Source organism: Bacillus sp. FG16 (assembly GCF_057809515.1).
Genome location: NZ_JBMDKC010000123.1, coordinates 1 through 14149 on the forward strand (window position 1 = coordinate 1; position 14149 = coordinate 14149).

The following is a 14149-nucleotide window of genomic DNA, read 5'->3' on the forward strand; positions in this document are numbered from 1 at the left end:
TAAGCAGTATAGACACTTTTATCGATGTTAAAACATTAAACGGAACTTATATAGGTATATCCTTTCGCTCCATATAAACCGACTTTTCAATAAAAAAGGTAAGGAGTAACAGAAGCGGTGCCGCCGCCATCATACGAAGTGCAGTAAACTCAATTGCTGTAAATTCTAAAAGTCCATACTTCGCAATCGTATAGTTAATCCCCCAAATAATAACAACACTTAAAATTAATAACTCAATTCCCCATCTTCTCATGCGTATCCCCTCCGCAAAGAAGATTATACAGAAAATTCAATCATATGTACATTTCATTATGTGAAAAAATCTTTTTATTATATGAAACTTTTTGGTAAATGAAATTATATCGGCGATTTCCCAAATATATCGACTAATCAACAAAAATCGACAATAATAGCGACTTATAAAATAAAAAAATGTGAGTCCAAAATACATTTTGGACTCACATTTCCTTTACTATACTCGAACGTGTAACTTCATATTTGGATTATAAAACTGGCTTGGGCTCTTCAACTGAAAAGTTCCTCCACCTTCATGCCAATCAACCGTTAACTTATCATCCATAAATACAAGCTTTGTACGATCAGCGATAAAATTCATTGTGCTTGATTCAATATCCACATCGCGCTCATCTTTTTCTGCTACAGCTACTAAATCGATGATTCCGCTCATAACACAACCGCAACCCTCATTATCGTAAAATAACTTTATATATTTCGCTTCACTCGGAATCGTATCCATAATCTTTTTATATGCTGCTTCTGTTACAGTAACGTACATATGTTAATCTTCATCCTCTCTTCTCTTATCATTCATATATTGTATCACCATTTTTCTCAAAAATTATATACAGAAAATTAAGACTAATATACAATGTATGTGATAAAGTTTCAGCAATCGAGCTTTTATGAGTAGTTCATGCAGGAGAAAGGATGTTTACTATCCGTGTTCAAACTACAACGATATCCTATGTTATTAGGTCTATTTAGTAGTTTCTTCATTTCTAGCGGAATGCTATTACAGCATGTACTTCCCTATTCTCCTTCTATTGACTGGATTCTAGGTTTTATTTGTTTCCTATCCGCTTCTTATTTTACTACGAAGAATACAAACAACTCATAAAGCAAGAATCATCTTAAGGAGGATTATCAAACATGCCAGCCTTAAAAAAAATAGAGCAATCACTCGATCACTTATTTCAAATTGAAAAATACGGAAAAGATAGCGCCTTTAGTCGATTTATCCCAGCCGTATATGATCCTATCAAATTTCCTTGGCAACAATTTTTCGAAGCAAATTTTGTAGATTTATTTAACGGCCTTATGATGCACGGATCTGAAAATGTAAACAAAGTATTTTTAGCTGTATTCCCTACAGATGACGTTCTTGAAACATTCATTTCACAATCCACACCCGGTGATTTACTCTTTATGCACCATCCCCTTGTAATGGAGTGCGGTGATCCAATTGGAAGATCAGGCCGCGGTTTCATACCAATTCCTGAAAAATATTTGCAAGGAATAAAAGAAAAACAACTTTCTATATATACATGTCACGTACCAATGGATTTTCATCAAACTCATGGAACGAGTATTTCAATTGCAAAAGCATTAAATGCTACTGTAGTGGACAACTTTGCATATGGAGGTCCAGAACAAGAACCAGTTGGCCTTATTTGTGAAATAGATGAAACATCGACAGAAGCACTCCAAAAACATCTAAAAAAACTCTTCCAGATTCCTTACACAGACTTCGAAGGTAAACGACATGATTCCATTAAAAAAATCGCAATTATCGCTGGATGTGGCGATGTTGTATCTTTAATGAAGGAAGCAGAAGAAAAAGGTGCTGAAGCATATATTACAGGAGAAATCCATTGCCATATCGACAATGATTACGGCCGACATAAATATTCTCTCATTATGGATTATGTAAAAGAAACGAATATGTCTCTAATTGGGGTGTCACACTCTGCCTCTGAATATTTAGTGAAAGAGACATTGATGTATGATTGGTTTAAAGAGAATTTTGATGTGGATGTTATTTTGCTTCCGCAGGAGAAATGGTGGCTCTAACACTATCATTTTTTAATTTATATACACAATACAATCGACCACAGAAAAATAGATAAATGAGAAAGCACATGTACCAACGTAAATGCTTTCGTTGTGCCAGAAAACGAACCTACTGTTAGCACCGAATTTACTGGTGCTAATAGTATTACAGCTGGAAACCTATTTTTGAGAGAGTATACAACCCCTCTTTATATTCATGCTGCAAGTGCTTTATATTCTGTTTTTCTCATTACTGATATATAGCAATTCATTCCATAAAAAAAGACCCGAGATTCGGGTCAACAAATAGAAATATAAATGAACTACAACAAATAACAGACAAAGCCATTATATATTTTTCATAGTAAAACATCCATTATTTTCTTTTTACACTATCAATATATTATTTTTCTTTATCGTCTTCTTTTTTAGAGCGTCTACCTAAGAAGAACACAAGAACTAATAATATAATTACCAGTAGTACTCCGCTGATAATGTAATATAGCGTGTAGTCTTTTTTCGCTTCTACCGCTGTATCATTTAACTTATCGGCTGTCTTTCCTTCAATTGTAAATTTCTTCGTCCATTCCCACTTTTGATCGCCATCAGTAGCTTTCACTTCTACTCGGTACGTTCCTGGATCAAACGCTTTGTTTTCCCAGCTAATAGCGTAATCAAAGTTTGAGTTTGGCGCCATTCTTAAATTTTCTTTTTTCGCTTCAAATAAAACATCTGTACCTTTTTCTTTATATACCTTTGCATCAACCCTTAAATTTTTTAACATTGCTGGCTTTACGTTTTGTAAATTTGCAGTAACAACGTTACGCCCGTTAACTTGTGTTGGCTTTACTTCGTTTAATTTCATGTCTGGTTTTACTTCAGCATCTGTCTCTTTTAAAACAACACCAATTGCGTATGCATATTTATTTTCAATTTGCACACCTTCATCTTTTTTCTTTGCATTCTCATCTTCTTTTTCTTTAAAGTATAAACCACCTAAAATAACACCATCAAACGACTCACTTGGCATTTCCAAGTTTATATCAACTGTCACTATGCTGTTAGCCGGTACTTTCGTTTCTTTTGGCATTTTAGCAATTTTAGAAAACGGATATTTCAAAGTAGAATCCGTTTTTGGTTCTACTGTACTATAATCTGTAATACCATTACTATTCGTAATTGCTGCATTAGCAAACGATTCTACCACAACTTCTTTATTCGTATCATTTTTCATTTGGACTTGAATTGTTTGCTTTTGTCCAGGTTGCATTTTCAAATCAAAATACGTTTGATTTTTATCAATTTGATTTTCTGGTATAACTGCTGTCACAGCGAATTTCATTTCAGCTGCATATACTGAAAAAGCGTTTACCATGAAGAATGTAATTAATAGTAAGCTAGTAAATAGTTTTTTTACCATCTCTTATGTAATCCCCTTCATATCCATTTTATAGACAAGAAAGAGACAAGGTTAAAGCCATTCCCTTATCTCTTCTCATTTTCCTCTTTTATCTTAAAATTCCTCTTACTTACATAGGAGCGTCTGTTAGTTCCCAAGTTAGTGAAGTTGTGTATTGTGTTTGTTCTTTTTTCGTTTTACCTGGTACAGATAACTCTACGCTTTGTTTCGCTTCTGTTGCATCTTTACCAAACGTATTTACCCATGTACCCATACCTTGGTTTTCTTTTGCATCGATTAAATCAGATGCTGCACCACTTGGATTTAATGTGATAGATTGTTCTGCTGTTGGTGCGTCGCTACCTGCATTTGATTTCAAAGCTGAATTTTTTAATGTCAATGCCGCGCCATCCAACGCTTTATCATCTGCAGTTTTGAATTGACCATTTTGTTTTACTGTTAAATGCCATCCAGCATTTGTACCACGATTATCTGTTACTTGAACGTAGTTCGGCACGTCAATTACAGAACCGTCTACTTTTTTCTTTACTTTATCTAATTCTGCAAAGTAGATTTCGTTATTCCCTGATGCTTTTTGTGTTTTAAAGTTGAAGTTAGATACATAATCAATACTTAGTGGACCATCTGTACCTTTTTTATCTGGATCAACTGGATCTACAGTTTCATCTGGATTCTCTGGATTAACAACATCAATTTTATCTGTATTTTTCTCGAATTTAATAAATGCTTTTGAGTCTAATTTCCCGCCATCTTTCTCAGCTGCAAATGCAGACGTCCCTACTGATACTGATGATAATGTTACCGCTCCAATTAATGCTATTTTTGCTAGTTTCATAGTTTTATACCCCTTTATGATTATTTTTAAAATTCAGTCATTCTTAATTTTAAATCTTATATAAGCTTAGTTTGGTGTATCTTCTAAAGTCCAAGTTAACTCAGCTGAATATTTCGCATCTTTTTCTTTCGCTGTCGTACCTGGTACGAATAAGCTCACACTCTGTTTACCTTGTTCTGTTCCTTTACCGAATGCAGTCGTCCAATCACCCATACCTTTATTCTTTGCGGCAGTAGTAATTTCCACCGCATCTCCACCTGGAGCTAGCGTTACTTTATTTTTAAATGTTGTAGGTGCATATTGTGCATCAGTTACAGAATTTACAGCTGGGTTACTTAAGCTTAAAGCTGCATTTGTTAACTCACTATTACCACTTTTAAATTGTGCATTTTGCTTTACTTTCAATTTCCATCCTGCATTTGTACCACGGTTATCTGTTACAGATACGAAGTTAGGTACTTCAACTGTTTTGCTCTCTTGTTTCACTTTATCCAATTTTGCAAAGTACGTTTGATCATTACCAGAGATAACTTGCTCGCCGAAGTGTAAGTTAGAAACGTAGTTAATACTTAATGGACCTTTTGTTCCTATTTCATGTTCACCAGGGTTCTCTGGTGTAACTTTTTCATTTGGATTTTCTGGATTGTTTGGATCTGTTGTGCTTGTATCTTCAATAAACGTTACATCTGTTTTTGATTTCATATTTGCTTTCTCTTCCGCAAATGCTGAAGTTCCTACTGCTGCAACTGATGTTAATAATACTGCACCGATTAATGCTAATTTTGCTAGTTTCATATGTACCTTCCCCTTTTCTCTGTTTTCATCTATTTTTTATTTTGAATACACTTGCTTTCCCCTAATTCTTTTGAATACATATAGAGATAAAACAATCGAAAACAATCCTATATATTGTTTGAAGTCCCGTGTCTGGCCTCCTGTTTTCGGTAAATATTTATCTCCATTTTTATTTTTATCAACTGTCTCTTTTTTTGTATTTATCTTTGCCGGATCAGTTGATGTATTTGGTGTATAGCTATTCGAAAATGTAATACCCGCTTTTGAATTCGTACTTGTAGCCGTTACTACATTTGCCATAAGAAACGGCACACATATAACTGTGGAAACGATAATACCAACTATTTTTTTCATTACTCTCTCCTTTCTAAAATTTATATATTTCATATATTTTTAGAGAGGAGCATCGGTTAATGTCCATTCTAGCTGTCCAGCATATTTAGTATTTGCTTTGACATTCGGCCCTGGTTTTACTTGTAAATGAATTCCTTCGTTTTCCTTCCAATTTAGTGAAACCTCCTCGTCGTTTTTAGAAGTATACGAGAATGCTTCTATACTAGAAGTACTTAAAGGTGTATCCTTTCCATTTCGTTTGTAAATCAATGCTCCTGTCAATGTGTCATTTTGCGCTGAAGTTAATGGTGTGATTTCCTTTACATATACACTCCATTTTTGCTTTTTAACACGATCATCAGTTACCTTTAAAGGATTTGAAATCGCCTTCGGTGCGTATGTCGTTGTTTTCGATGGCATTGTTAAATCTCCAAATGTAATTTCTTTTGGTACGTCTACTAACTTTAAAGTCCCATCAACGACAGTAACCGGCACTTGAATCTCCGCTTGTACACCTTGCTTCGTTTCAATTACAACCGTTACAGTATGATTCCCTATTGTTTTGGTATCTGGAATATTGATTAACTTCACTACTGATATTGGTTTATCTACATCCAAATGCGTATCTACAGATAAATCTGTCACAAATTTAGAAATATCCATTTTTGTTAAATCTGTTCCTTGCACTACTTTTTGTGGGACTGGTTTCCCAGTTGGAATACCTTTATAGCTTATTTTTGCGACTCCATCTCGATTACTATCTTGCCCATTCTTATCACCATCTAAATAATTTTTAGCTGACACCGGTATTTCAAGATAACCATTTTTGTAATATTTCATTACATCAGCACCTTTTACAGGAGAACCTGTAATTGTCATCTCGTAAATTTTCCCGTTGAATTCTTCTGTTTTTAGCGCATTTGCTTTCGCAACCGCAGTGACTTTATTGTTTTTCCTGCTAATATCAAAGAAGCTACTTACATCATCTCCACTCTCCACATCTTGAATGGAAACATTATTCACAGTAAAATCCTTATTCACTTCACTTTCTAATACAAAAGATTTCGCATAGTGAATGTCTTTCGATTGAGCAGGCATATTTTGATATACCTTATAAGAAAGTTGACGGGAATTATCTTCCACAATATCTCCTATTACACTTGGAGCTGGAATTTCAATTTGTGCAATCGCTAATTGATCGTATGATACATTAACACCTGAAGCATTTAACCTAACTTCTAGCGGTAATTCTGTTAAATTATCAAATGTAATTGTCATATCTGCTTCTGGAGTAGCTACTGGGCCTGCTGTTCCAGAAAACTCTATTTTATTATTCCCTTTGTCTTGATACCTAATTGAACTCGTATCATACACGTATAAATTCGTTAAATGACTACCATCATTACGTAACGTAACATTTTTATAACTGTTTATCCTTTTGAAATTCCACATTGCTGTTAATGGTACTTTTTTACTTGTTCCGTGTTCATAAAATTCAAAGGAAGCATTATAAGTTTGTCCTGACCTTCCGTTCCCATATAATTGTAAAAAGTTTTTTGCATCATCTTTAGTTATTGGTGTTTTAACATCTACAGATGAAGCTGTCATAGAGTGAATATTAATACGGACATCTATCCATTTCCCTTGATATTCACCAGCTTTTTTTACTAATACATACTGTTCTCTATTTGAATTTCTAAATGTATATTGACTTTGACCACTTCTATCATTGCTACTACCCTTTACCTCATATGTTACTTGTGGGCTCCAAACAAATCTAAAAGCATATTTACCCAAGATAGAAGGCCCTTCACCTGTTCTATTATTTATTACTTTTACATTTGGATATTTAAGAATACTTGTAACAGGACTAGCAGCTAGTAGAGATTGGCTCTTTAATGCCTTCTCAGGTTGAATAGCAGGTAATTCCTGATTACTTTCGTTTATCCTATTGCTCTCTTTTAATTCATTTTCCTTTGGTATGAGTTCTTCATTAACCTTTTCTTTCGCTAAAGTCTTCGTTTCTTTTGGAACTTCAGCGTTAGTAGCATTTATTTCTTGTTTTTTATTTTCTTCCGATACTTTCACTTTTTCACTGATTTCTTTTTTCATAACTTCCTCTGAAGCCTTTGGATTTTCATCAGAAATAGCTACATTTAAAGCCTCTTTTTTCTCTACAACATGTAGAGAAGGAGATTCAATTTTCTTTTCATTCCCTTCAAACTTCACTATCGGTTCAAATTTGTACTCTCCAGCTTTTTTCATTTGAATGACTACATATACGTCACCGATAAAATTACTTTGTTCATTCTTTTCAATTTTTACAATGTGATCTTCTGTTACTGAAATGTTTTGAATCGCTTTATTGTTTTCGTTCATTTTTTTTGTTTCTGCTTCATTGAACAGCTGTTCATTAGATAATTTCAGCTCGATATTAGCATCTTGTTTATTTGTATTTGTAATCTTTAATACTACATTTTCATCAACTTTTATTTCTTGTTTATCCATATGAACGATAAAACGTCCTTGCTCGTCGTTTGTAACCGCATAAACTTTCGTTGCAGAGTAATCTAGCACACCAACTTGCGTAAATAATATTCCTCCAGCGAGAAGTATACGCCCAAATTTACCTATTTGATTTTGCAATGTACTTCCCTCCCTCACTTCTTATGAACCGAATATTTTGAACATTAAATTTATTATTCAGCTAAATTTACAATCATAATGTGTATTCCTAGAAAATAAAAAGCCTGGTTGCCTTTTCGATTTTCATACATCACAACATGTGTGAAAATCCAAACTGCAACCAGACTATCATAGTAATTTTCATTACCTTAGACTCTTAGCTTTGCGACCTATCCTTTCGAATAGTGTGCCCATTTATTTTTTCTTTTTGAGACAATAAAAAATCCGGTTGCCTCTTCGATTTTCATACATACAACTATGTGTGAAAATCCAAACTGCAACCAGACTATCATAGTAATTTTCATTACCTTAGACTCTTAGCTTTGCGACCTATCCTTTCGAATAGTGTGCCCATTTATTTTTTCTTTTTGAGACAATAAAAAATCCGGTTGCCTCTTCGATTTTCATACATACAACTATGTGTGAAAATCCAAACTGCAACCAGACTATCATAGTAATTTTCATTACTTTAGACTCTTAGCTTTGCGACCTATCCTTTCGAATAGTGTGCCAAAAATAGGTATTTATTTATCGTGTTTTGAATATACCATTAAAACCCAAAAAAGAAAATAGTTTTTTTAGAAAAAAACAATTAATTTTTATAGTCTAAATTTTTCACTGAAAAATCCATAATAAAAACTTAAAAAAACATTTTGATCTTAGAAATACATCATACATTCTTTATCGATAAAATGAGATTTTTACTATCCACAAATAGCAAGATAAAATAGAAAAACATCACTTATTTGGAAGTGATGTTTTTTCTATTTAATGCAGTGGTAACATAACCTCAACCGTCGTTCCAACCCCAACTTCACTTTCAAAACTCATTTTACCGTTGTGGTCTTTAATAATTTTTTCTGTAACTACTAAACCTAGACCAGTTCCTGTTTCTTTCGTTGTATAAAAGGCTTCATTTAACTTTGGAATTTTATCTTTCGGAATGCCGCATCCCTCATCTTTCACTTGAATGATGATTCCATCTTTTACAGTAACTTTAATCGTAATTGTTCCGCCAACTGACATTGCTTCAATTGCATTTTTAATTAAATTAAAAAAGACCTGTTTTAATCGTTTTTCATCACATGTAATTGATGGTAAGTCTTTACTGTAAATACCTTGTATATAGACTCCTTGTTTTAAAGCAGGCTTTTCCATAACTCGAATAACATAAGAGATAATTTCTTGTATGTTATGAGTTTCTGATTCTAGTGATTTAGATTTCTCAAATCCACTAAGTTCTGTAGCAATTATATGAATCCGATCTACTTCTTGTTTCATAATATCACTATAAATTTTATCCTCTGGATGCTTGTCTGCTTGTTTATTCACAAGTTTTTTTAAGTTTGCTAAAGGTCTTCTAATCTTATAACCAATAACCGTTGCCATCTTTCCAACAGCTGCTAGTTTTTCTGTCTGTTTTATTTCTTTATCCATCATCTCAAGCGTACGAACGTAAGACTGAACCCTCAAAAATATAATCCAACATATGATAGTAAATACGCTATATAATGCCATTGGAATTAAAACGAGAGAAGATTGAATAATGATTCCTGTAAGAGCATACTTTCCGACAAGTATCGCTGGAACTAACCAGAAATATCTTTTATTCACAAAGATTGGTGCGAACAAAATAAAAAATCCTTCTACTATATTTCCACCGTCAAATTCTGCATCGCTACCATAATAAATCATAATGTTATGGATACAATCTAATACATTATAGCCAATTAGAATAATATACTTTACCGCAAAAACATTTTTCCATTTCATAAAGTATATTCCAATACAAAACAATACCACCATCAAAAAGTAAAGCCATAAGCCTAAGCCATCTTCAAACTCTCCTACGCCTTCTTGCTCTCCACCGATTAATGGTACGATAAATTCATAGGCAAGATCATATACAAAAAATATAATGAAAAATAAACTTAAAAATGCTTTCAGCGCCTTTATTTCTTCATTTTTAAATATATAGCCTTTATTCATATGGTAACTCCTAGCTTTTCTTCCACTTGGATTTCAGTATTTCCACACTTCCTTGGGAGAATGATGTCTATTCTCGTTCCAGTATCTCTTTCACTTGAAATATGCAGCTCACCAAGGTGCTCGGTGACAATTCGATTCGCTACCGTAAGTCCCAGACCAATTTTATCTTGTTTCGTTGTATAAAAGGCCTCTGTAACACGAATTAAGTTTTCTTGCTTAATACCATGACCATTATCAATCACGCTGATCATTACATACTCTTTCCCTTTATTTTCTAATCTTACATGTAATATGCCACCTTGTTCCATTGCCTCTAAAGCATTTTTTATCGTATATAAAAAGACTCCTCTTATTCTTCGTTCATCACATTCAATTTCTATTGTTTTTTCTTCCACATTAGAAATAAACTGTACGTTTAATTCATTCATTTTTTCGCGAAGACTTGTTATTACTTGTAATACAATTTTCCCCACATCATGTTTCTTATAAATAGAAGGTTTGCATGTAGCAACTTCCATCAACTCACTTATCATATTATTCATATTTTCTATTTCAAAAATCATACGTTTATAAATAGGATCCTCTTCATGCTTCTCTCGTTGTAATTGTGTAAATCCTTTTAATGAAGCGAGTGGATTTTTAATTTCATGTCCAACCGTCGCTGCCATTTTCCCAATTACCGCTAATTTTTGCGATTCACTAGCAATCGCAATACTTTCCTTTACAGCTGAAAGATATTGTAAAAATCGGTTTAAAATGATATATGCCGCTATTAACATAAGTGTATACATAATAAGGTACATAAATGCTTTTACTTCCTCTAATACAAATAAATAAATCAAATATTTTCCTACAATAGAAGAAAGTAAAATCACATAAAATTTTTTATTTAAAAATATGGGTACAAAAAAAATGAGAATAATTTCTATTATATTTGTTGCATCAAACGCCGCCTTATTATAAAAAACATACGAAAATATATTAGCGATTTCTATCCCTATGTATGCAAATATCCATGCATATTTAACAAGGTTGGCCTTCTCTTTTTTCATTAAATATATATTCACGCACAGTATTGCTACTCCGCACATAACTTGCCATACTATGTTGTACCCCTTATCCATTATTGATTTATCGTCTAATACGATTGCATAGAAAATTTGATATACAATAACAATGACATATAACACCCATAAAAGGATTTTTGCATTCCTTTCTTCTTCTTTATATGATAGAAAACTTTCTTTCACTTCAACACCCCTTCAAAATAATATCTCGAAGAATACCATTTATTATAATAAATGATTTTCATAGACAAACAAAGATAAATCGAACATTTGAGGAAAATCATCCCAACTATGCAATATCTTCATGCTATATACAAGCATAAAAAACATAAACAATAATACGTATATTATGGGAGGTGTTTTTTATGGACGGCAAAAAAAATAAAAAGACAGAACAACTCCAATCTTTCACGCGTGAAAATGAAGGAAAGGAAATGACAACAAATACAGGTGTTAAAATTTCAAATGATGAAAACTCTTTAACTGCCAGTGATCGTGGCCCTACCCTTCTAGAAGATTTCCTTATGCGAGAAAAACTTTCTCACTTTGACCGTGAACGAATTCCAGAACGAGTCGTTCACGCACGAGGATACGGAGCACATGGCATTTTTGAGTTATATGAATCTTTAGAAGAGCTAACAATGGCCCACTTTCTACAAGACCCTTCAAAAAAAACACCGCTTTTTATTCGTTTCTCTGAAGTAGCTGGATCAAAAGGAGCAAATGAAACGAATCGAGATGTAAGAGGATTCGCCGTTAAATTTTATACAGAAGAAGGAAATTTTGATTTAGTAGGAAATAATATTCCCATTTTCTTTATTCAAGATGGCATTAAATTTCCTGATCTAATTCACGCCCTTAAACCAGAGCCACATAATGAAATTCCACAGGGCCAAACAGCACATGATACTTTTTGGGACTTCATCGCCAACAATCAAGAATCAGCTGCAATGATGATGTGGATTATGTCCGATCGTACAATTCCAAGAAGCTTTCGAATGATGCAAGGATTTGGAGTTCATACATTTCGTCTAGTTAATAAAAATGGAAAGTCACAATTCGTGAAATTCCATTGGAAACCAAAGCTCGGCGTTCATTCGTTAATTTGGGATGAAGCACAAAAACTAGGCGGTGCTGATCCAGATTACCATCGCCGTGATTTGTGGGAAAATATTAATGCTGGAAACTACCCTGAGTACGAACTTGGCATTCAAATTTTAGAAGAAGAGGACGAATTTAAATACGACTTCGATATATTAGATGCAACGAAAATTTGGCCTGAAGAAGATTTTCCCGTTAAAATCATTGGGAAAATGACCTTAAATCGCAATGTAGATAATGTATTCGCTGAAACTGAACAAGTGGCACTACACCCTGGAAGTATCGTCCGTGGTATTGACTTTACCAATGACCCTCTCTTACAAGGTAGACTCTTTTCTTATACAGACACACAATTAGCACGCGTTGGTACAAATTATCAAGAACTACCGATTAACCGCCCGATATGCCCATTTCATAACAACCAAAGAGATGGTGCGTCTAAATATATAATCGACAAAGGAAAAGTTGCCTACCATAACAATTCCTTAGCAAATAATTCTCCTTATACTGTACCTGGGACAAAGGGGGGATTCGTTACATATCCTTCTACTGTATCTGGTCATAAAACAAGGGAAACTGCTGCTAGCTTCAAAGACCACTTCTCTCAAGCTCGTTTATTTTGGAATAGTATGAGTCACGTCGAAAAAATCCACATTATGCAGGCTTTCTCCTTTGAATTAGGAAAAGTCAAAAGTAAATCTGTCCGCCAACAAGTCGTGGATATGATTGGACATATTAGTACAGAATTGGCTACTTTAGTTGCAGAAGCTATCGGGGCAAAAATCCCAAATGTGCAAGAATCCAACGTTACAAAATCATCTCCAGCACTCAGTATGGCAAATACGACCTTTAGTCCTAATACATTACGAGTAGGTGTCATTGTTGCAAATGGATATGATGGGCCAAGCGCACAATATATAATAAATCAGTTCAAACAAGTAGGTCTTCAACCAGTGATCGTTTCCGAACGATTAGGCATAGTGCAGGGAACGCCAAATGGACAGTGGGAAGTAAATGATACTTTCTTAACAGGCTCACCACTCCTTTATGATGGATTACTTCTTATCAGCGGAAAGATGGATGATCATTTTCTTAACAAAGCAAGTTCATTTGTCGTAGAATCATATAATCACTTTAAGCCAATTGGCTCCTTCCAAAACGGCTCGTCTATTATTCAATCTTTAAATATCGAAGGAAAGCCTGGTGTTTTAATAGAACAAGACCCTATACGACTAGCAAATGAATTTATTAAAGCTATGACAAAACAACGCTTTTGGGATCGAGCATATTCATAAAATAGGGGGACATTTATGTTTATTACTGTCGAGAAAGATGTGCATATTTTTGTGCAAGACGTTAATCCTGGTCCAGGTAGTAAGACTGTTTTCTTCGTTCACGGATGGCCTTTAAATCATCAAATGTATCAATATCAACTCAATGTTTTACCCGAGCACGGCTTTCGCTGTATCGCCATGGATATACGAGGGAATGGGCAATCTGATAAACCATGGACTGGTTACACGTATGATCGATTAGCCGATGATATCGCAATTGTTCTAGAAGCACTCCAAGTAGAGAACGCTACGCTAGTCGGTTTCTCAGTTGGTGGTGCTCTTTCTATTCGCTATATGTCTCGCTATAATGGGCACCGTATTTCTAAGCTCGCATTAATTGACGCTGTCTCCCCCTCTTTCGTTAAAAATCAAGAGTCCCCTTACGGTGTACCGAAAGAACAAGCAGATGCTCTTATTAATCAAATGTATGCTAATTTACCAAAATTTTTAAATGATGTATCTTTATCTATAAATGCTAGTTTAAATGTACACATTAACACTTGAATAATCATGTACATTT

Annotated in this window: 11 protein-coding genes, 2 pseudogenes and 3 riboswitches; of the genes and pseudogenes, 4 read left to right on the plus strand and 9 right to left on the minus strand. The window is 34.0% G+C overall.

All coding sequences use genetic code 11. From position 1 onward, the window contains the following. Positions 1–52: 52 nt before the first annotated feature. Positions 53–253: pseudogene (locus ACODS7_RS28085) on the minus strand (EamA family transporter); the annotation flags it as partial. Between the two features lie 219 nt (positions 254–472). Next, positions 473–796 (minus strand): iron-sulfur cluster biosynthesis family protein, encoded by a 324-nt coding sequence (locus tag ACODS7_RS28090; RefSeq protein WP_000289570.1) that lies wholly within the window; start codon positions 794–796, stop codon positions 473–475. 374 nt (positions 797–1170) lie between these two features. Between ACODS7_RS28090 and ACODS7_RS28095 the strand changes: the two genes are divergently transcribed. Both ACODS7_RS28095 and ACODS7_RS28100 read left to right on the plus strand, forming a co-directional pair. Then, positions 1171–2091, plus strand: a complete 921-nt coding sequence (locus ACODS7_RS28095) for a Nif3-like dinuclear metal center hexameric protein (RefSeq protein WP_029443464.1) — start codon at positions 1171–1173, stop codon at positions 2089–2091. A 93-nt stretch (positions 2092–2184) separates the two neighbouring features. Then, positions 2185–2334, plus strand: a complete 150-nt coding sequence (locus tag ACODS7_RS28100) for a hypothetical protein (protein WP_180229701.1) — start codon at positions 2185–2187, stop codon at positions 2332–2334. Positions 2335–2473: 139 nt separating this feature from the next. Here ACODS7_RS28100 and ACODS7_RS28105 read toward each other — a convergent pair whose 3' ends face one another. From ACODS7_RS28105 to ACODS7_RS28135, 7 genes are all read right to left on the minus strand, one after another. Beyond that, entirely contained in the window at positions 2474–3490 is a 1017-nt protein-coding gene (locus tag ACODS7_RS28105; protein ID WP_488828125.1) for a WxLIP family cell surface protein, read from the minus strand. A gap of 109 nt (positions 3491–3599) precedes the next feature. Continuing rightward, on the minus strand, positions 3600–4325 hold the full coding sequence (locus tag ACODS7_RS28110; RefSeq protein ID WP_000761506.1) for a WxL domain-containing protein: 726 nt from the start codon (positions 4323–4325) through the stop codon (positions 3600–3602). A gap of 66 nt (positions 4326–4391) precedes the next feature. After that, positions 4392–5120 (minus strand): WxL domain-containing protein, encoded by a 729-nt coding sequence (locus ACODS7_RS28115; protein WP_029443466.1) that lies wholly within the window; start codon positions 5118–5120, stop codon positions 4392–4394. A gap of 36 nt (positions 5121–5156) precedes the next feature. Next, positions 5157–5474, minus strand: coding sequence for an EF2685/EF0750 family sortase-dependent surface protein (locus ACODS7_RS28120; RefSeq protein ID WP_029443467.1), 318 nt, complete (start codon positions 5472–5474; stop codon positions 5157–5159). Positions 5475–5513: 39 nt separating this feature from the next. Continuing rightward, entirely contained in the window at positions 5514–8099 is a 2586-nt protein-coding gene (locus ACODS7_RS28125; protein ID WP_243169228.1) for a WxL domain-containing protein, read from the minus strand. 152 nt (positions 8100–8251) lie between these two features. Beyond that, positions 8252–8340, minus strand: a riboswitch (cyclic di-GMP riboswitch). A 71-nt stretch (positions 8341–8411) separates the two neighbouring features. Further along, a riboswitch (cyclic di-GMP riboswitch) is annotated at positions 8412–8500 on the minus strand. 71 nt (positions 8501–8571) lie between these two features. Further along, positions 8572–8660: riboswitch (cyclic di-GMP riboswitch) on the minus strand. Positions 8661–8906: 246 nt separating this feature from the next. Continuing rightward, positions 8907–10127, minus strand: a complete 1221-nt coding sequence (locus tag ACODS7_RS28130; RefSeq protein WP_016079977.1) for an ATP-binding protein — start codon at positions 10125–10127, stop codon at positions 8907–8909. Next, positions 10124–11377, minus strand: a complete 1254-nt coding sequence (locus tag ACODS7_RS28135; RefSeq protein ID WP_029443469.1) for an ATP-binding protein — start codon at positions 11375–11377, stop codon at positions 10124–10126. The genes ACODS7_RS28130 and ACODS7_RS28135 overlap by 4 nt, the downstream gene beginning before the upstream one ends. Before the next feature lie 182 nt (positions 11378–11559). Here ACODS7_RS28135 and ACODS7_RS28140 point away from each other — a divergent pair, with 182 nt between their 5' ends. Both ACODS7_RS28140 and ACODS7_RS28145 read left to right on the plus strand, forming a co-directional pair. Then, on the plus strand, positions 11560–13590 hold the full coding sequence (locus ACODS7_RS28140) for a catalase (RefSeq protein ID WP_098629340.1): 2031 nt from the start codon (positions 11560–11562) through the stop codon (positions 13588–13590). A gap of 15 nt (positions 13591–13605) precedes the next feature. Beyond that, a pseudogene (locus ACODS7_RS28145) lies at positions 13606–14097 on the plus strand (alpha/beta fold hydrolase); the annotation flags it as partial. Positions 14098–14149 lie beyond the last annotated feature (52 nt).